Raw genomic sequence first — 17,395 nt, 5'->3', positions numbered from 1 at the left:
TTCTACGTTACGCTCTAACCTTCACTTTTGCCGCCACCAACAGTGCAGTCAGTAACATCAGGCTGCCGGAGAGCACCAGCGGCGACAGCAACCCGTAGTGATCCAGCGCGAAGCCACCAATCGCCGCGCCGCAGGTATTGGCAAGCTGGATCACCGCCACCTGAATGGAACCGGCTTTCTCCGCCTGATCGGCCAGCGAACGGGTGATCCACGTTGACCAGCCAACCGGCACCAGCGCAAAGCCCAGTCCCCAGATAATGGCGATGCCGGCGGCGACAACTTTATCGGAACCCCAGAAGATCAACACCAGCGCGCTTACCGCCAGCGTGAGCGGTGCCAGTGCCAGCGCCATTTTCACCGAGCGCTTCATCACCATTGGCGAGATCGAGGTGCCAACAAAACTGGCAATACCAAAGCTCAGCAACACCAGCGTCAGCCCATCCACATCAAACCCGGCCAGGTTCATGTACACCGGGCGAATATAGGTAAAGAACGAGAACTGCCCGGCGAAGACCATAAAGATCGCCAGCATTCCCGCCGCCACGCCAGGGCGTTTGAGCAGGCCGAACATATTCTGGTGATGCTCGGTTTTACCCGGCAACGACGGCAGCGCCAGCCATACCCAGGTAATACAGGCGAACCCCATCAGCGCGGCGGCATTGAACACGTTGCGCCAGCCAATAATACCGCCCAGGAAGCTGCCAAGCGGCGCGGCGATCACCAGTGCAATAGACACCGCGCCAAAAATCACTGACAGCGCTTTCGGGATGGTGCGAGCCGGTACCAGCCGCATGGTCAGCGAGGCCGACATCGCCCAGAAACCGCCTAACGCAAGCCCAAGGCAAGCGCGTCCTGCCAGCAGCAACGTGAAGCTATTGGCAAAAGAGACCAGCAGGCAGGAGAGGGTTAACAATACGGCAAAGGCCAGCACCACATACCGCCGGTCCATCGCGCGGATCACGTTGGTAATAAACAGGCTGGCGAACATGGCGACAAAGGCGGTTACGGTCACGGTTTGCCCGGCAACACCTTCAGAAACGCCGAGATCCAGCGCCATTGGCGTGAGCAGGCTGACCGGTAAAAATTCCACCGTGATCAGACACGCCACACAAAACGCCACGGCGAAGACGGCGGACCAGTTGGGGCGAATTACCGCATCCGTTGGAGATTGCGTCACAGATTGCTCAGTCATGTATCACCCGCTTAGTTTTTATTCGTGAAAGTCGCGCAGTGTAACATTCATAATCTGTGACGCAATTAACAATTTGGCAACTCTTTACCCGGCGTCGGTTGACCCTCACCCCGGCCCTCTCCCTAGAAGGGAGAGGGGGGAAAGCAGCACATATATCCCCCGCGCCCTACGGGGAGAGGGGGAAAACCACCACATATATCCCCCGCCCCCAACGGGGAGAGACTTAGGATGAAGGTGGAATTACGCAGTACGCGTGTGACGCGCGGCGGTCGCCAGGCCGACTATCCACTCCTGGTGCGCGTTGATCATCGGGTTCGGCACGGTGCTGGCAAGCTGTTGCGCTGGTACGCCGCGTTGCGACTCCTGCGTCAGGATGCGGACACGCCCGCCGGGTAAATCCTCAAACAGCCAGGCGTGGATCACATCCAGCCGTGAGCTGGCGTCACCTTCCACCCAACCATACCAGGCAATACGCGCGGCCTGGCCTTCCGCAGGCGGCACATATTCACTCACCTGCGCCTCCACCGGGAAACCGAAAGTGGTAAAACGAAAACGGGCGTTGGCGCTTAACAGCGGGCCGCTACCGTCATGGAAACGGATATCCTGCGCATTGCTGTAATAGGTCGCCCAGAGAGTAGTGTCGTTGAGTTGCGCCCAAATCTCCCGCGCCGTTAACCCCGCGACAATGATTTCGTTGGAGGCAAAGTTATCGGTAGTGCCCGGCAGGTAGTCTTGCGGCCAGATTATCGCGCTTTGGGTCAGTGATTGCGTCATGGTGTACCTCGTCAGTAATTAACGAGGGTCACTATGCGTAGCGCGGTGTTATAAATCTAATGGTTATCTTTGATAAACGTTATAACGCAGCGTGATATCAGTGCAGCCAGTGCACCCCGTCTTCGGGAATAAACAACGCGTTATAGCGCATCTGGAAATTGTTCAGTTCGGCGTTATCCGGCTCCAGCTCACGTAAAAACCCGAGCGCCAGGCGTACCTGCGCATCTGTGATCGGTGCCGCCAGCCGCCCTTTTTGCATCAGCCGATGCCAGTACTGCAAGTTTTGCTCGCTGCTGTCGACAATGCACACCTGCCAGATCAGCAACACCTGCGCCGCATTTTGCAGGTGGGCCTCGTCCGGGCGCGCCAGATACGCCAGATATTCAGCCCCTGCGGTTTTGCCCATCTGATCGATCATCGATTCGACCGGTACCGGCTGGAGCGTAAGTCGATCGGTGAGGCGGCGTATCGCACGGCGGGAATCGGAGGTTAATACCCTGAAACCAATCACAAAAACAACCACCAGCGTTGCCAGCATCAACCAAATCATAACCGCTCCCGGGGCAGAAAAGAGGCTCATCATACGGGTAAAACACAGGCTACGGACAGTCGTAAATGCGATAATCTTTGTTATCGCCTGAGCGGATAATCATCATGAATAACGATATCAGAAACCTCGATCTCAACCTGCTTAAAACCCTTGATGCACTGCTGGATGAGCGAAACGTCACGCGCGCAGCGGCGCGTCTTTCGTTAACCCAACCGGCGGTGAGCGGCATGCTGACGCGACTGCGCGACTACTTTGCCGATCCGCTGTTTATTCGCGCGCCGCACGGCATGGTGCCAACGGTTCGCGCGCAAGCGCTGGCGGCCCCGGTCAAACGCATCCTCGCAGAGATTGACCTGCTGCTGAAGCCTGTCGCATTCGACCCGCAGGCGGCCACGCTCACCTGGACGCTGGCCGCCACGGACTACGCGCTCAAAGTGGTGATCGTGCCCTTTATTGCAGCGTTAAAAAAACAGGCGCCGGGGATCCGCGTACGCGTGGAGCCGGTCGAGCCCCGGCAACTGGTGAGCCAGCTTGAACGCGGCGAGATTGATGTGGCGTTAATGACGCCCTACAGCACACCACCAGAGCTACACAGCCGGGCGCTGTTTGATGAGCGTTTTGTCTGCATGATGCGCGCCGACCACCCGGATGCCGCGCAGGAGAGTTTATCGCTGGACAGATTCTGTGCGCTGGAACATGCGCTGGTCTCGTGGGATGGCGACCGCTTTCGCGGCGTGGCGGATGAGGCGCTGGCGGCGCAGGGCAGAACGCGGCGCGTGGGCGTGTCGGTGGGCAACTTTCTGATCCTGGCGGACATACTGGCAGCCAGCGATATGGTGGCGGTTGTGCCACAGCGGCTCGCCAGTCTGACCAGGGGCATGCGCACGCTGGAAACGCCGTTACCGGTGCCGGGTTTTACGAAAACCATGACCTGGCACGAACGCACTCACCGCGATCCGGCACATCAGTGGTTGCGTAGCGTGCTGCTGGAAACCTGTCAGGGCTAACGCGCCCGGTTCACGGGCGCGTCAACGGGGTGTTACTCAATTCCGGTCATAACGTGGAACTGCCGCGTTTCCCCTGGTGCCAGCGTCAGCAAGCTGCCGTTGCGCTGGGCCGCAAGGAATCCTTCCGGGCGACAGGTGGCGGGCAGGGCAAAGGCCGCCACCTGCTGGTCGCCGTTGTAAAGGATCCAGCGGGTGGCATAGTTAAACTCGCGGCTGGAAAAACGCGTCAGATACGTCACGCCATCCGGGCTGTGCATCCGGAAAGTCGGTGCATCGGTGTAACGGTCGAGCCGATCGGCGAAGAAGACAATTTCCGGATCGTAAAACTCCGGTTGCGTCAGTGCAGTCAGCGTTGCTTCACCCTGTTGCAAACAGCGGTTAAAAGCCAGCCACTGTTCAGTGGGTTTCACATGTGCTGGCACCGACTCGCGCAGCGTTAATGCGTCCTCCGGCAGATTCTGACTGAACGTGGCCTGTGGCACATAGGCGTAATTCATATGGCACATGTACTGGAGCGGCATCGGCGCAGACGCCAGGTTAGTCACCGCCATCTCAATAGCAAACAGCGCGCTATTGCTGCGCAGCACCACTGACGGTTGCGCCAGATAGTGATTGCCAAACCCCATCACATACTCATAGCGCCCGCTCAGGCGCAGCGTGTCCCCTTCCAGCTCCAGCCAGGCCTCGTCCATCAACGCACACGCCATTTCACCGTGCAGGGCGTGTGTATCTTCCGGTGACGGGCAGCCGTTCGCCAGCAGCCCGGAGTGGAACGCAAAGCAGCCGTAGGTTTCCACAATCTGCTGTGCCGGTTTCGGCTGGCTGAACATGTTACGCATGGTCAGGGATCGATCATCGAAATACGCATCCCAGATCATCTGCCCCAGCCAGGGCAGCACCAGCAGATGACCGCGGGCATTCTCCATTTTCAGCGCTTCAATTCCGCCCGGATAGCGAAACGCGCTGACGGTAAAGTCACTGTTTTCCAGAATGATGCGCGGCTGCGCAGTAAATAACTCACGCCAGAGCGCCAGACGTGTGGTCATCATCATCTCCTTAAGAAGCCGTCGCTTCGGTCAGTTCACGGCGCACTTTACTCTCACGCCAGAAATAAACGCCGACGTAGACAAAGCACAGCATAGAAACCAGGAACGAGAGCTGTAGCGAGTGGAACATATCCGCCACGTATCCCTGCACCGCAGGCACCACGGCTGCGCCGACAATTGCCATCACAATCACCGCACCCGCCATTTCAGTATGTTCGTTATCCACCGTGTCCAGCGTACCGGCATAGATGGTCGCCCAGCAGGGTCCGAACAGCACGCTGACCGCCACCGCCACATACACCGCGCTGAAACTCGGTGCCAGCGCAACATAGGCCAGGAACAGCGCGCCCACGATCGCATACATAATCAGGACTTTCGCCGGGTTAAAGCGCGTCATCAAAATGTTGGCGACAAACTTGCCAATAAAGAAACAGGCGAAGCTGTACACCATAAAGTTCGAGGCATCGCGCTCGTTGATATCCCCAAGTTCCAGCGCCAGACGAATGGTGAATGACCAGACGGCAACCTGCATCCCCACATACAGAAACTGCGCGAGGATCCCGCGACGAAAGCGGCCATTGGTTGCCAGATAACGCAGCGTGTCCAGCGCCGACGGGCGTTTGTGCGTGGCGGTCTGCGCCACTTTGCACGCCGGGAAGCGGGTGAACATAAACAGCGCCATCACCACGACCAGCACCATAATCATGTACTTATACGGTTCGAGGGTGTTTTCCAGCATCAGTACTTTAAAGTGATGGATCTGCTCCGGCGTCATGCCTGCCATCTGTTTTTGCAGACTATCGCCGTCGGAAAATACCAAATATTTCCCCAGCAAAATGCCGGATGCCGCACCAATCGGGTAGAAGGTCTGGCTGATGTTCAGACGCAATGTGGCCTGCGCTTTTGGCCCCAGCATCGAACTGTAAGTATTGGCGGCGGTTTCAAGAAAACTCAGACCGATGGCAATGGCGAAAATCGCCGCCAGAAACATGGTGTAGGTCGCCATATGCGAAGCAGGAAAGAACAGCGTGCAACCCACAATGTACAGCGTCAGGCCGATTAAAATCGCCATCTTATAACTGCTGTTTTTGATAACCAGCGAGGCCGGAATGGCAATTAAGAAATAACCGCCATAGAATGCGCTCTGTACTAGAGCTGAAGCAAAATTACTTAATGAGAAAACACTTTTAAACTGCGTAATTAATATGTCATTTAATGCAGCGGCGCATCCCCATAACGGGAATAAACAGGATAACAGAATAAACTGGAACAACGGCGTTTTATTCAGATAGCCATCGGGCATCTGAACGATATTTTTTTCGTTCATAGTGCTACCTTTAATTTTGCAGGGTACCGGCCTGGGTTATTACCGGCTGCGTTTTATTCAGCGCAGCCGCAATAATTCAGGCGTGATTATTCATTGAACGTCAGAAACTCATTAAACTGCTCAATGCTCGGGTAAGATGATTGTGTGCCTTTACCCGTCACGCTGAACGCGGCGAAGAGTGAGGCCTTCTTCATGGCGGTTTCCACATCACCGCTTTGTACATAGTAGTGGGCAAAACAGCCGATAAACGCATCGCCAGCGCCGCTGGTATCGATGGCGTTCACTTTTATGGCCGGAATATGCAGCTCGCGATCGCGGGTCATCCACAGCGCGCCTTTTTCCCCCATGGTGACAATAATATTATTCAGCCCTTTATCGATCAGGCTGCGGGCCGCAGCACGAATACGATCATAATTATCCACTGGCATGCCGGTAAGAATTTCCAGCTCGGTTTCATTCGGGATAAAGAAATCACATTTGCAGGCATAAGACATATCTAATTCACGCAGTGCTGGCGCCGGGTTTAATAATACTTCGATGCCATGTTTTTTACCGAACTCAATTGCGTGGTAAACCCTCTCTAATTGAACCTCCAGTTGCAAAACAATCAGTTTGCATTTTTTAAGGTCTTCCGCAGCACGATCGATATCTTCCGGAGAGAGAAATTTGTTCGCCCCTTTGATAATTAAAATACTGTTGCTGGAGTTGGGGTTAACAAAAATCGGCGCGACGCCGCTGCTGGTGCAGGGGACTTTTTCAACATAGGTGGTGTTAATGCCCCAGGACTCGAGGTTGCGGATGGTGTTATCGGCAAAAATATCGTCGCCCACTTTGGTCAGCATCAGCACTTTCGAGTTAAGTTTTGCGGCGGCAACCGCCTGGTTTGCGCCTTTGCCGCCACAGCCAATTTTGAAGGCGGGCGCTTCCAGCGTTTCCCCCTCTTTCGGCATCTGGTTGGTATAGGTGATGAGATCCACCATGTTAGAGCCGATCACGGCGATATCCATTTTAGTACCTCTCTGAAACAATCACATAACAATGATATTATCGTAACATTATCATGTTATTTTAGTATCATTTGTGACTCCGCTCGCGATTACGGGATCCGGCTTTGCCTGCCACCTTCGTCACAGTTAACGCATATCCGCGGATTAAGCACATATCCAGCGCTAACATTTAAATGTTACTATAGGAACATAAAAGGTGAGCAGGAGAACAACTGAATGGAAACCAAGCAAAAAGAGCGTATCCGCCGCCTGGTGGAACTGCTGAAAAAGACGGACCGTATCCATCTGAAAGACGCAGCGCGGATGCTGGAAGTATCGGTGATGACCATTCGCCGGGATTTCAGCCAGGAAGATGAACCGCTGCCGTTGGCGCTGCTGGGGGGTTACATTGTGATGGTGAACAAACCTGCCGCCCCCGCCCCGGCGACGAACGCGATGGCTGCTCGCCCGCACCATAAAGATGATTTACCCATCGCCATCCTGGCCGCCGGACTGGTGAACGAAAACGATCTGGTCTTCTTTGATAACGGACCGGAAATGCCGTTGGTCATCAGCATGATACCGGATGACATCACCTTTACCGGCATTTGCTATTCCCACCAGGTGTTTATGGCGCTGAACGCCAAACCGAACGCCACCGCCATGTTATGCGGCGGTACCTATCGCGCCAAAAGCGATGCCTTCTATGCGCCGGACAACCATTCGTTGCTGGATGCGTTAAACCCGCGCAAAGCCTTTATTTCCGCCAGCGGTGTGCATGAACACTACGGCGTGACCTGGTTCAACATTGACGATTTACCCATGAAGCGCAAAGCGATGGCGCACGGCATGCGCAAAATTTTACTGGCGCGTTACGCGCTGTTTGATGAAGTGGCGCCTGCCAGCATTGCCCCGCTTTCGGGGTTTGACGTGCTGGTGAGCGATCGGCCGCTGCCGCCGGAGTACCCGGCGCACTGCCGCAATGCGTTTGTGAAAGTCATTACACCGGATTCCGACAACGAAGCCGCCCTCTGACCCGGTGCGCAAGGCACCGGGTTACGTCCACGGTTACTCGAAAAACAGGCCGAGCTTATTAAACACGCCGGGATCGGTCGGGTGACGGATGATTTGCACCACGTCTTCAAGTTTATCTATCTGACTGATCATCTGCTCCAGACGCTGGTCGTTAGCCACCTGTAGCCAGATGCGGCTCTGTTCGCCACTTTGTAGCGGCAAACAGAGAATGCCTTCCACGTTAAATGCCCGGCGGGCAAACAGCCCACAGACGTGAGTCATGACGCCCGGATGGTTGCGCACGGTGAGTTCAAGAATGACGTTATCAGTTGCATGCATGGCTTATTCCCCCACCATTTCTGTATTCGCCGCGCCTGGCGGCACCATCGGGTACACTTTTTCTTGCGGGTCAATGCGTACATGAACCAGCGCCGGGCCAGGACGATCGATGATCGCCTGCAAGGCGGCCTGCGGATCGGCAACGGCGTTTAAATCGCAGGTATGCAGACCAAAACCGGCGGCAATCTGGGTGAAATTAATCATTCCCGGATAGGTTGCCGCAAACACGCCTTGTTTGTAGAACAGGCTTTGCTGCTGGTGCACCAGCCCCAGCGCTTCGTTATTCATCAGGATGATTTTCACATCCAGATTGTTTTCCGCAGCGGTGGCCATCTCCTGGATGTTCATCATCAGGCTACCGTCACCGGAGAAGCAAATAACCTTGCGCGTCGGGTTCGCCAGCGCTGCGCCAATCGCCGTGGGTAAACCGAAGCCCATGGTTCCCAGGCCGCCAGACGTCAACCACTGGCGCGGTCGGTTCAGCGGATACGCCTGCGCCGCCCACATCTGATGCTGGCCAACATCAGTGGTAATAATGGCCTCATCATCCACACACGCGGCAACCGCGTTGATCAGCCCATAGTGGGTCAACGGATCGCCCGCCTGCGGAATGTTGCCCGGAAACTCCTGCTGTAATTGCGCCACCAGGTTGCGCCAGCTATGACGCGCCTGCGCTTCCACCTGCGGGATCAACGCATCCAGCACTTCGCCCACATCGCCCTGGATAGCCACATGCGCCTGCTTGATTTTCCCCAGCTCCGCGCGGTCGATATCCACATGAATGATTTTGGCGTTCGGGCAGAACTGCTCGGTTTTGCCAATCGCCCGGTCATCAAAACGCGCGCCCAGTACCACCAGCAGATCCGCTTCCTGCAGGATATGGTTGGTGCTGCGCGCACCGTGCATACCCAGCATGCCCAATGATAACGGATGTTGCTTCGGCAGCATGCCCAGCGCCATCAGCGTCATGGTGGTCGGCAGATTGGCTTTCTCCGCCAGCAGGCGAACCTGTTCCGGCGCGTTAATCACCCCGCCGCCCAGGTACAACACCGGGCGCTGCGCGGCATTAATCATGGCAGCGGCGTCGCGCACGCTTTGCGCGTTATACGCAGGTGCCGGGGCTTTACCGCCCACTTCCGGCAATTCGCTCAAGGTGATTTCTGCGGTCTGCACATCTTTAGGAATATCTATCCACACCGGGCCAGGGCGACCGGACTGCGCAATGCGGAACGCATCGCTGATCACCTGCGGCAGCTCGGCGATGTCGCGCACCAGGTAGTTGTGTTTTGTGATGGGGATAGAGATGCCGTAAGTGTCGACTTCCTGAAAGGCATCGGTGCCAATCATGGAAGCCGGTACCTGGCCGGTAATGCAAATCAGCGGAATAGAATCGAGGCGCGCATCAGCGATGGCGGTCACCAGATTGGTGGCGCCCGGCCCACTACAGGCCATACATACTGCCGGTTTGCCCTGCGTGCGGGCCATACCCTGGGCGATAAACCCGGCCCCTTGCTCGTGGCGGGCGAGGATGTGGCGGATCTGCTTACTCTGGCTTAACGCGTCGTATAAGGGAAGAACCGTACCGCCAGGGATACCCGTTACCGTGGTAATGCCCTGACGTTCCAGTAAATGGACAATCAGTTGCGCGCCGGTGTAGCGCGTCGATGGTGATGTTGTGCCCGAACTTGCCATGCTCCAGTCCTTATTGTTCTGGGCCGACTTTCCAGGGAGGCTAAAACAAGAAACCCCGCCCGGTTTGCGCCGGCGGGGTTTTGGAATTGTGTGTTGTTCCGGACCCTACGGCGCATTGCCGACGACCACCACCACACGCACGACGACCACCGCGGCGTTATGCGCGGTTTTTAGTAGGTTCATCGACATCGTGGAAGTGTTCATTAGGGACCTGTCTGTCATGAGTTAACAGGATTTATACAAACACAGCTTTTTGCCGCCGACAACTGCTTTTTACGCACCGGCAGAAAAATGGGTTACAGATCACGTTTGCTTGCACAGGGCATGAAAACAAAAAACCCCGCCGGAGCGAGGTTTTTAACAGGTTTTCGCGGTTGGTCGCCGCAAAACACACTGCGTTACGTCAACAGCGAAACTATACGGTAATTTTCGTATTCGCGCAATTTTTGGGCAGTTTACCCCGCATTCATTATGGTTCACGGGGCGAAAATCGTCCAGGAAGTGCTGTATATATAAACAGTATTAATATATACTGACCTTGTAATCGGTGTGCGGGGCCGCTGTTCTACGGCGCAGATAAAGTCCTGGCTGAAACGGGTGGTGCCGTCAGTACCTTAACCCCAATGAGAGCACACTGCGTTACGCCAACAACAAGGCTGACAACAGGCAGCGGAGAGGTACGTCAGCCGGTGCTCCTTAACCCGAGGAGAAGCGTATGGGCGGAATGGAGATGGTGATTCTGATCCTGAAACTCATTGTTGCGTTACTGCAACTGCTTGATGCCGTCCTGAAATACCTGCGGTAATTCAGGTTCAAGCCGCACAAAAGAGGGGCGGGAAACCGCCCCTCTTTAACACCCGTCATCTGGCTTCATTGCGCAGCCGCATGTTACCTTTTGCTGACACTCCACTGACGCAACCCATTATGACTTTTTCTGTTTTCTGCATTCTGCTGTTCGCCGCCCTGCTGCACGCAAGCTGGAACGCCATTGTGAAAGCAGGCAGCGATAAGCTCTATTCCGCTATCGCCGTAAGCGGCTCTGCGTCATTAATTGCGCTGATTTTACTCCCTTTTTCCCCACAACCTGACCTTGCCAGCGCGCCGTATCTCGCGGCAAGTTGTGCGTTGCAGGTGGTTTACACCGTACTGGTGGCGAAAACGTACCAGGTTTCGGATATGAGCCAGACCTACCCGCTGATGCGCGGCACCGCGCCGTTGCTGGTGGCGATGGTAAGCGTGCTGGTATTGGGCGATTCACTTTCCGCCACCGCATGGGGCGGGATTGCCGTGGTTTGCCTCTCCATTCTCGGCATGGCATTTAATGGGCGAAGCCAGTCGCGCAAAGGGATTTGGCTGGCGCTGCTCAATTCCTGCTTTATTGCCGGGTATACGCTGGTGGACGGCACCGGCGTGCGCCTCGCAGGATCTGCGCTGGGTTACTCACTGTGGACCTTTTTCCTCAACGGCTTTTGCTTGTTGTGCTGGGCAATGCTGGCGCGGCGGCAAGCAGTGACCCGCTATCTGGTTGCCAACTGGAAAAAAGGTCTGCCTGGCGGTATTGGCACCATGGGATCTTATGGCCTGGCCCTGTGGGCCATGACGCAAGCGCCGCTGGCGGTGGTTGCCGCGCTGCGCGAAACGTCGATTCTGTTCGGCGCGATTATCGCCTTTGTGCTGTTAAATGAGAACGTCGCCGGGCTGCGCATAGCCGCAGCGTTTGGCATTGCCGCTGGCGCTATTTTGTTGCGTCTTTCATGATGCAAACTGGCAACAAAAGTTGCCGAATATTGTTTACAAATCCTGCCTGACGCGGTGTTGTCTTTGCTGCCCGCCATAGTGGTTCTGTCATCTTACTGTGGTAGATTCCTCTCGCATTAAGGCTGTATAGCAGCAACATATTCTTTAATTCCCCATTTTCTAAAAGTAATCAGCGAAATGAAAAGGCAGAGAAACGTCAATTTGTTATTGATGCTGGTGCTCCTGGTCGCCGTCGGGCAGATGGCGCAAACCATTTATATTCCGGCCATTGCCGATATGGCGCGCGACCTGAATGTGCGTGAAGGAGCGGTGCAAAGCGTGATGGCGGCCTACCTGCTGACCTACGGCGTATCACAGCTTTTTTATGGCCCGCTGGCGGACCGAATCGGGCGTCGCCCGGTGATCCTCGCCGGAATGACCATCTTTATGATGGCGACGGTGATTGCCATCACCACCCACAGTTTAACGGTGCTGATCCTCGCCAGCGCGCTTCAGGGCGTTGGCACCGGCGTCGGCGGCGTGATGGCGAGAACGTTGCCGCGCGACCTGTACGCCGGTACCGAACTGCGGCATGCCAACAGCCTGTTGAATATGGGCATCCTGGTAAGTCCTTTACTGGCACCATTAATCGGCGGGGTGCTGAATACGCTGGTGAACTGGCGCGCCTGTTTTGTTTTCCTGCTGGCACTGTGCGCGGTGGTGACCTTCAGTATGGCGCGCTGGATGCCGGAAACCCGGCCCACCGAAGCGCCGCGTATGCGACTGGTGGACAGCTATAAAGTCCTGTTCGGCAATACCGCGTTTAACTGCTATCTGCTGATGCTGATTGGCGGACTGGCGGGGATTGCGGTGTTTGAGGCCAGCTCCGGCGTACTGATGGGCGGCGTACTCGGCCTCAACAGCATGACGGTAAGCATTCTGTTTATTCTGCCAATCCCGGCGGCGTTTTTCGGCGCGTGGTTTGCCGGTCGGCAAAACAAACGTTTCTCTTCGCTAATGTGGCAATCGGTGATCAGTTGCCTGGCGGCCGGGTTAATGATGTGGATCCCCGGCTGGTTTGGGGTGATGACCATCTGGACGCTGCTGGTTCCCGCCGCGCTGTTCTTCTTCGGTGCCGGGATGCTGTTTCCGCTGGCGACCAGCGGCGCAATGGAGCCGTTCCCGTTTCTGGCAGGCACTGCCGGTGCGCTGGTTGGCGGCTTACAGAATATCGGCTCCGGCGGTCTGGCGTGGTTGTCAGCACAACTGCCGCAAAACGGTCAGTTTAGCCTTGGGATGCTGATGACGCTGGCTGCTCTTTTGATTCTGCTGTGCTGGCTACCGCTGGCGTCGCGCTCTGCGCGCCATGAGCAGATGATCTAGCCTCATGATGGCCCGGCTTCACGTCGGGCTTTTCGCACTCTGGCGTGATCATCACTTTCAACAGTGGCTCCGGCGCGGGCCGCCATGCGCCTTCTTCACCATCGTAAAACTGCGTATCCGCATTAATGGCATACGGGATTTTCGCCCGACTCAATTCACAAGCCATAAAACTGGCGAACGCCATTTGCGACTCGGTGGGCATGCTTTTCATCGACTCTCCCACCGCCCAACCGCCAACCCAACTGGCATGACCGGTTTTCTGCTGCCAGTGCAGCGCAAGGTTAATGCGACCACGGATCGCCGCCTTCTCCGCCGCCGTGCCCGACGTCCACGGGTATTTACCGTTATTTTTCAGCGGCCCCCACGGGAAGATATGCCACTCCGCCAGTAAATAACTCTGGCTGTGCGCCGGTAACTTCAGAGACGTCAGGTCTTCCGGTGCTGCGCGCATCCGCGGAGCAACAAAAATCATGCGCTGGGGATCGATATCGTGCAGGGTTTTGACGACTTTTTCATAGGCGCGGTTGAGCGCGGGCAAATCATGGTTGAGTTTATCGGCCGGTTCATAAATCACATCAAAACCGAGCATCGGGTGATCCGTGCCGAAAAACGTGGCGACGGTACTCCACCACGCCACCAGTTGAGCCTCGTTTTTTGCATCCGGGTCGGCTTTAAAGCTGTCCGCCTGGTAGGAGATAACCGGGATCACGCCGTACTCTTCACAGGCTTCCACCAGTTTACGCAGGTGGATTAAGCGTGCTTCCGTCATCGGGTCAGCCACGCGAATGCGGACATGGCGGATCCCAATGTTATAAAAGTCGCGCACAATCAGCGGATCAAATTCGCGGATCCCACGGTCGGTGCGCGCCCAGTCAACGTCCATTCCCACCCCTAACTGTTGCGCGTAATGCGCCGCCGTTAGCGGAGTATCGGCGGCAAACGCAGGGGTTGCCGCCAGCAACATAACAGCAGTAATCAGTGGCTTTAACACAGTTGACCTTGCGAAAATTAGGGGTGATTACATGTATTTATCATGCTTTGACACCCCAGGTGTAGCGCCAAAGCGTAATAAATTCTCACGGACTCTCCATACTTGCGCCCACAGCGTATTCCTGTTTTCTTTACGCATCCACTCCCGACAAAAGTGAACCGATGAAAAACGCCGATATCGAGAAACTCATCCAGCAGTACCCGCTGGTTAAGCAACTGATCGACCTGCATGAAACGCGCTGGTTTAACCCTAATACTACCTCTGTTGTGCAGGCTTTGCCGCATGTTGGCCTGAGCGCGCAAGATGTGAGCGACGCACACGCACGTCTTGCCCGTTTTGCACCGTTTCTGGCGCAGGCCTTTCCGGAAACAGCCGTAAGTCAGGGCATTATTGAATCGGACGTGGTGACGATCCCCGCGATGCAGCGCCGCATTGGCCCGGCGATAACCGGTGAATTGTGGCTGAAAAAAGACAGCCATTTGCCGATTTCCGGCTCGATCAAAGCCCGGGGTGGCATTTATGAAGTTCTGACGCATGCGGAAAAACTCGCTATTGCCGCCGGGTTACTGAGCGAACAGGATGATTACCGCAAGTTGCTGTCGCCGGAGTTTGCACGCTTTTTCGGCCAGTACAGCATTGCTGTCGGCTCCACAGGTAACCTTGGTTTGTCGATTGGCATCATCAGTGCACGCCTGGGTTTTAACGTTACCGTGCATATGTCTGCCGATGCGCGGGCGTGGAAAAAGGCCAAATTGCGCAGTCACGGCGTGAAGGTGGTGGAATACGCGGAGGATTACGGTGTCGCTGTTGAACAAGGGCGGCTGTCGGCAGCAAACGATGCAAACTGCTTTTTTATCGATGATGAAAACTCGCGCACGCTGTTTTTAGGCTATGCCGTCGCCGGGCAGCGCCTCAAAGATCAATTTGCCCGGCTCGGTAAAGTCGTCGATCGCGCGCACCCGTTGTTTGTCTATCTGCCCTGCGGTGTGGGCGGCGGCCCTGGTGGGGTGGCATTCGGCCTGAAGCTGGCGTTTGGCGATGATGTGCACTGTATTTTCGCGGAATCCACGCACTCCCCGTGCATGTTGTTAGGGGTTTATACCGGCTTGCATGACGGCATTGCCGTGCAGGATCTGGGGATAGATAACCTGACCGCTGCCGATGGGCTGGCGGTAGGGCGCGCCTCCGGCTTTGTCGGTCGGGCGATGGAGCGCCTGCTTGATGGCTTTTACACCGTCGATGATCGCACGCTTTATAGCCTGCTCGGCTGGCTGGCGCAGGAAGAGGGCATTCAACTGGAGCCCTCGGCGCTGGCCGGGATGGCCGGGCCACAGCAAATCTGCACCGACACGGCCTACCACCGACTACACGGGTTCAGCGACAGCCAACTCGCCCAGGCCACGCACCTTGTCTGGGCGACCGGCGGCGGCATGGTGCCTGCCGACGAGATGGCGCAGTATCTGGCAAAGTCGCGCTAAATCAGCCCGACTTGCGCAGAATCGCCATCAACTCCATCGGGGAACGCCGCTGGCGAAGCAGGTCACGCATCACGCGCATGTGCGGCGCGGTGTGGCTGAAAAAGCGGCGATAGCCTTCGCACAACGCGCTCTTTCCCCGCTGGATGCGGTGCTTCGGGCAATCGCCCTGGCAAAATCGCAGCACTTCGCAGTGGCGACACTCATCGCTGAGGGTGGTTTTTTTGCTCTGCCCGAAAGCCGTGGCGTCGCGGCTGGTGTTGATCTCGCTAATCGGGATCTGATGCAGATTGCCCAGGCGATAATCAGGGTAGACATAGTGATCGCAAGCATACATATCGCCATTGGCCTCCAGCGCGAACGCATGGCCGCAGGTTTCACCAAACGTGCACATTTGCGACGGATAGCCGCTCCACACGCCCAGCGTCGAATCAAAAAGCTGGACGTACACCCGGCCAATATCGTCCAGCGCCCATCTATCAAACACCGTATTCAGGAAGGTTCCCCACGCATCGCCGCTCACCGATTCGACGGTTAATCGCCCCTGCGCATCCTGTTCAACCAGCGGGATAAATTGCAAAAACGGCGTGCCGAGGCTGCGTAAATAGTGATACAGGCGTTGCGGCTGCTGACTATTCAGTGCGTTTACGACACACAGCAGATTGAACCCGACCCGGTGTTTCACCAGCAGCTGGATAGCATGCATGACATTATGATGCGAGGGTTTGCCGCTGCGGTTAACGCGATAGGCATCGTGCAAATCCGCCGGGCCATCAATGGAAATACCCACCAGCCAGCCATGTTCGCGAAAAAAGCGACACCAGTCGTCGTTCAGCAAGATACCGTTGGTCTGAAAGGCGTTTTCGATACGTTTGCCGTTAGCGTACTGCTTTTGCAACGCGGCGACGCGGCGGAAAAAATCCAGCCCGCAGAGCGTCGGTTCCCCACCTTGCCAGGCGAACGGCACAATGGCGTTATCGGGTTGGGCCGCAATCTGCTGGCGGATAAACGCCTCCAGCGTGGCGTCGTCCATAACGCTTTGCTGCTGTTTCTCTATATAAAAACAGTAGCGGCAGTTAAGGTTGCAGCGCGAACTGGCGGGCTTGGCCATAACGTGACAGCCTGGCATGCAATGTCCTCAAAGAAATAGAAGTAGCTGGCGTATATGGGTTACAGCAAACAGTAACGCGAGGGAGAACACCGCGAGGGAGATCAATAATTTGTCACGTATTGCGCCCGCCTGGGCAAAATCATCTTTTTCAACATCCATGACGATACGTTTGCGCGTATAGCGCCACAGCAGACCCGCCGCCAGCGCCAGCACAGCCAGCGAGATCCAGAACGGCATGCCGGAGTGCTGCCAGTTGTGTCGCACTGCCAGCGCCATCAACGCACCATAGCCAAATAACGTGCGCAGCCACGCCAGCGACGTGCGCTCCGGTTGCAGACCGGGGTCGCCCTCGCGGCGGGCCTTACGGCTACCCGCCATAGAACACCAGCACCATCACCACCAGCGCCACCATCAGCAGGGCTGCACTTATCACCAGTAATGCGCGGGTGTAAGGCAGATCCTCTTTCAGGCGCATCGCTTTCTCATTACGTAGCCAGCGCAGATAACCGTACAGCGCCAAAGCACCGGAAAACAGGCACAGCAACAGCGCCAGCACTTCGCGGATCAGCGGTGTGGCAAACTGCGGGGCAAGCTGGTCCAGGCCAACGCCCGCCGCCAGAAAGCCCAGTGCCGTGCGGATCCATGCCAGAAAAGTGCGCTCGTTAGCCAGCGAGAAGCGATAATCTGGCGCTTCGCCGACGCGGGAGATCTTCATGGGGGCTCCTTGTTGTGGTTCTGGTCAACAAAGTAGCGGATACGACCGTTTTTTTC

General features: G+C 56.3%; 19 protein-coding genes. 6 read left to right on the top strand and 13 right to left on the bottom strand.

Translation table 11 applies throughout. The annotated features are described in order from the left end of the window. Nucleotides 1-7 precede the first annotated feature (7 nt). From nepI to N7922_RS00150, 3 genes are all read right to left on the bottom strand, one after another. On the bottom strand, nucleotides 8-1,192 hold the full coding sequence (gene nepI / locus N7922_RS00160) for a purine ribonucleoside efflux pump NepI (RefSeq protein ID WP_263098709.1): 1,185 nt from the start codon (nucleotides 1,190-1,192) through the stop codon (nucleotides 8-10). Between the two features lie 240 nt (nucleotides 1,193-1,432). Beyond that, nucleotides 1,433-1,966 carry an SRPBCC domain-containing protein gene (locus N7922_RS00155; RefSeq protein WP_263098708.1) on the bottom strand — a complete coding sequence of 178 codons (534 nt, stop codon included), beginning with the start codon at nucleotides 1,964-1,966 and terminating at the stop codon, nucleotides 1,433-1,435. 97 nt (nucleotides 1,967-2,063) lie between these two features. Then, nucleotides 2,064-2,516, bottom strand: a complete 453-nt coding sequence (locus tag N7922_RS00150; protein ID WP_263098707.1) for a DUF1198 domain-containing protein — start codon at nucleotides 2,514-2,516, stop codon at nucleotides 2,064-2,066. Between the two features lie 104 nt (nucleotides 2,517-2,620). Between N7922_RS00150 and N7922_RS00145 the strand changes: the two genes are divergently transcribed. Then, a complete protein-coding gene (locus N7922_RS00145) occupies nucleotides 2,621-3,523 on the top strand; it encodes a LysR family transcriptional regulator (RefSeq protein WP_263098706.1) in 903 nt (300 codons plus the stop codon). Between the two features lie 32 nt (nucleotides 3,524-3,555). Here N7922_RS00145 and N7922_RS00140 read toward each other — a convergent pair whose 3' ends face one another. From N7922_RS00140 to rbsK, 3 genes are all read right to left on the bottom strand, one after another. After that, entirely contained in the window at nucleotides 3,556-4,569 is a 1,014-nt protein-coding gene (locus tag N7922_RS00140) for an aldose 1-epimerase family protein (RefSeq protein ID WP_263101002.1), read from the bottom strand. 10 nt (nucleotides 4,570-4,579) lie between these two features. Continuing rightward, a complete protein-coding gene (gene fucP / locus N7922_RS00135) occupies nucleotides 4,580-5,896 on the bottom strand; it encodes an L-fucose:H+ symporter permease (RefSeq protein ID WP_263098705.1) in 1,317 nt (438 codons plus the stop codon). Between the two features lie 86 nt (nucleotides 5,897-5,982). Continuing rightward, nucleotides 5,983-6,903 carry a ribokinase gene (gene rbsK, locus N7922_RS00130; protein WP_263098704.1) on the bottom strand — a complete coding sequence of 307 codons (921 nt, stop codon included), beginning with the start codon at nucleotides 6,901-6,903 and terminating at the stop codon, nucleotides 5,983-5,985. A gap of 216 nt (nucleotides 6,904-7,119) precedes the next feature. Between rbsK and N7922_RS00125 the strand changes: the two genes are divergently transcribed. Further along, a complete protein-coding gene (locus N7922_RS00125; protein WP_263098703.1) occupies nucleotides 7,120-7,917 on the top strand; it encodes a DeoR family transcriptional regulator in 798 nt (265 codons plus the stop codon). Between the two features lie 33 nt (nucleotides 7,918-7,950). Here N7922_RS00125 and ilvN read toward each other — a convergent pair whose 3' ends face one another. From ilvN to ivbL, 3 genes are all read right to left on the bottom strand, one after another. Continuing rightward, nucleotides 7,951-8,235, bottom strand: a complete 285-nt coding sequence (ilvN, locus tag N7922_RS00120) for an acetolactate synthase small subunit (RefSeq protein ID WP_263098702.1) — start codon at nucleotides 8,233-8,235, stop codon at nucleotides 7,951-7,953. A 3-nt stretch (nucleotides 8,236-8,238) separates the two neighbouring features. Then, on the bottom strand, nucleotides 8,239-9,927 hold the full coding sequence (gene ilvB, locus N7922_RS00115) for an acetolactate synthase large subunit (protein WP_263098701.1): 1,689 nt from the start codon (nucleotides 9,925-9,927) through the stop codon (nucleotides 8,239-8,241). A gap of 105 nt (nucleotides 9,928-10,032) precedes the next feature. Further along, nucleotides 10,033-10,131: an ilvB operon leader peptide IvbL gene (ivbL, locus tag N7922_RS00110; protein ID WP_134319157.1), complete on the bottom strand. Its 99-nt coding sequence runs from the start codon at nucleotides 10,129-10,131 to the stop codon at nucleotides 10,033-10,035. 511 nt (nucleotides 10,132-10,642) lie between these two features. On the opposite strand from ivbL, the gene tisB reads away from it, so the two are divergent. The 3 genes from tisB to emrD all read left to right on the top strand — a co-directional run bounded on the left by tisB (nucleotide 10,643) and on the right by emrD (nucleotide 13,047). Beyond that, nucleotides 10,643-10,732 (top strand): type I toxin-antitoxin system toxin TisB, encoded by a 90-nt coding sequence (gene tisB, locus N7922_RS00105; protein WP_263098700.1) that lies wholly within the window; start codon nucleotides 10,643-10,645, stop codon nucleotides 10,730-10,732. 119 nt (nucleotides 10,733-10,851) lie between these two features. Beyond that, nucleotides 10,852-11,685, top strand: a complete 834-nt coding sequence (locus N7922_RS00100) for a DMT family transporter (protein ID WP_263098699.1) — start codon at nucleotides 10,852-10,854, stop codon at nucleotides 11,683-11,685. Between the two features lie 177 nt (nucleotides 11,686-11,862). Further along, nucleotides 11,863-13,047, top strand: coding sequence for a multidrug efflux MFS transporter EmrD (gene emrD / locus N7922_RS00095; RefSeq protein ID WP_263098698.1), 1,185 nt, complete (start codon nucleotides 11,863-11,865; stop codon nucleotides 13,045-13,047). Here the strand turns inward: emrD and N7922_RS00090 are convergent. After that, the gene (locus tag N7922_RS00090; RefSeq protein ID WP_263098697.1) at nucleotides 12,950-14,038 is read right to left on the bottom strand and encodes a cellulase family glycosylhydrolase; all 1,089 of its coding nucleotides are present in this window, start codon (nucleotides 14,036-14,038) and stop codon (nucleotides 12,950-12,952) included. The genes emrD and N7922_RS00090 overlap by 98 nt on opposite strands. Nucleotides 14,039-14,199: 161 nt before the next feature. Here N7922_RS00090 and N7922_RS00085 point away from each other — a divergent pair, with 161 nt between their 5' ends. Then, complete coding sequence (locus N7922_RS00085; RefSeq protein WP_263098696.1) at nucleotides 14,200-15,516, top strand: D-serine ammonia-lyase; 1,317 nt, start codon at nucleotides 14,200-14,202, stop codon at nucleotides 15,514-15,516. A 1-nt stretch (nucleotide 15,517) separates the two neighbouring features. Here N7922_RS00085 and N7922_RS00080 read toward each other — a convergent pair whose 3' ends face one another. From N7922_RS00080 to N7922_RS00070, 3 genes are read right to left on the bottom strand one after another with little or no spacing between them, the layout of a single operon-like run. Beyond that, nucleotides 15,518-16,642, bottom strand: coding sequence for an anaerobic sulfatase maturase (locus tag N7922_RS00080; protein WP_263098694.1), 1,125 nt, complete (start codon nucleotides 16,640-16,642; stop codon nucleotides 15,518-15,520). Between the two features lie 9 nt (nucleotides 16,643-16,651). Continuing rightward, a complete protein-coding gene (locus tag N7922_RS00075; RefSeq protein ID WP_263098693.1) occupies nucleotides 16,652-17,002 on the bottom strand; it encodes a DUF202 domain-containing protein in 351 nt (116 codons plus the stop codon). Further along, the gene (locus N7922_RS00070) at nucleotides 16,992-17,339 is read right to left on the bottom strand and encodes a YidH family protein (RefSeq protein ID WP_263098692.1); all 348 of its coding nucleotides are present in this window, start codon (nucleotides 17,337-17,339) and stop codon (nucleotides 16,992-16,994) included. Before N7922_RS00070 ends, N7922_RS00075 begins: the two co-directional genes overlap by 11 nt. Nucleotides 17,340-17,395 lie beyond the last annotated feature (56 nt).

Source organism: Kosakonia sp. ML.JS2a (assembly GCF_025642095.1).
Lineage (GTDB): Bacteria > Pseudomonadota > Gammaproteobacteria > Enterobacterales > Enterobacteriaceae.
The sequence above is the reverse complement of the archived record's forward strand: the minus strand, read 5'-3'. Positions and strand labels throughout refer to the sequence as shown.

Coding starts and splice junctions, on each gene's coding strand:
- ilvN (WP_263098702.1), bottom strand. CDS start 8,235: ATGCATGCAACTGATAACGTCATTCTTGAACTCACCGTGCGCAACCAT.
- ivbL (WP_134319157.1), bottom strand. CDS start 10,131: ATGAACACTTCCACGATGTCGATGAACCTACTAAAAACCGCGCATAAC.
- emrD (WP_263098698.1), top strand. CDS start 11,863: ATGAAAAGGCAGAGAAACGTCAATTTGTTATTGATGCTGGTGCTCCTG.
- N7922_RS00070 (WP_263098692.1), bottom strand. CDS start 17,339: ATGAAGATCTCCCGCGTCGGCGAAGCGCCAGATTATCGCTTCTCGCTG.
- N7922_RS00145 (WP_263098706.1), top strand. CDS start 2,621: ATGAATAACGATATCAGAAACCTCGATCTCAACCTGCTTAAAACCCTT.
- ilvB (WP_263098701.1), bottom strand. CDS start 9,927: ATGGCAAGTTCGGGCACAACATCACCATCGACGCGCTACACCGGCGCG.
- tisB (WP_263098700.1), top strand. CDS start 10,643: ATGGGCGGAATGGAGATGGTGATTCTGATCCTGAAACTCATTGTTGCG.
- N7922_RS00075 (WP_263098693.1), bottom strand. CDS start 17,002: ATGGCGGGTAGCCGTAAGGCCCGCCGCGAGGGCGACCCCGGTCTGCAA.
- nepI (WP_263098709.1), bottom strand. CDS start 1,192: ATGACTGAGCAATCTGTGACGCAATCTCCAACGGATGCGGTAATTCGC.
- N7922_RS00125 (WP_263098703.1), top strand. CDS start 7,120: ATGGAAACCAAGCAAAAAGAGCGTATCCGCCGCCTGGTGGAACTGCTG.
- rbsK (WP_263098704.1), bottom strand. CDS start 6,903: ATGGATATCGCCGTGATCGGCTCTAACATGGTGGATCTCATCACCTAT.
- N7922_RS00150 (WP_263098707.1), bottom strand. CDS start 2,516: ATGATTTGGTTGATGCTGGCAACGCTGGTGGTTGTTTTTGTGATTGGT.
- N7922_RS00100 (WP_263098699.1), top strand. CDS start 10,852: ATGACTTTTTCTGTTTTCTGCATTCTGCTGTTCGCCGCCCTGCTGCAC.
- N7922_RS00085 (WP_263098696.1), top strand. CDS start 14,200: ATGAAAAACGCCGATATCGAGAAACTCATCCAGCAGTACCCGCTGGTT.
- N7922_RS00080 (WP_263098694.1), bottom strand. CDS start 16,642: ATGCCAGGCTGTCACGTTATGGCCAAGCCCGCCAGTTCGCGCTGCAAC.
- N7922_RS00140 (WP_263101002.1), bottom strand. CDS start 4,569: ATGACCACACGTCTGGCGCTCTGGCGTGAGTTATTTACTGCGCAGCCG.
- fucP (WP_263098705.1), bottom strand. CDS start 5,896: ATGAACGAAAAAAATATCGTTCAGATGCCCGATGGCTATCTGAATAAA.
- N7922_RS00155 (WP_263098708.1), bottom strand. CDS start 1,966: ATGACGCAATCACTGACCCAAAGCGCGATAATCTGGCCGCAAGACTAC.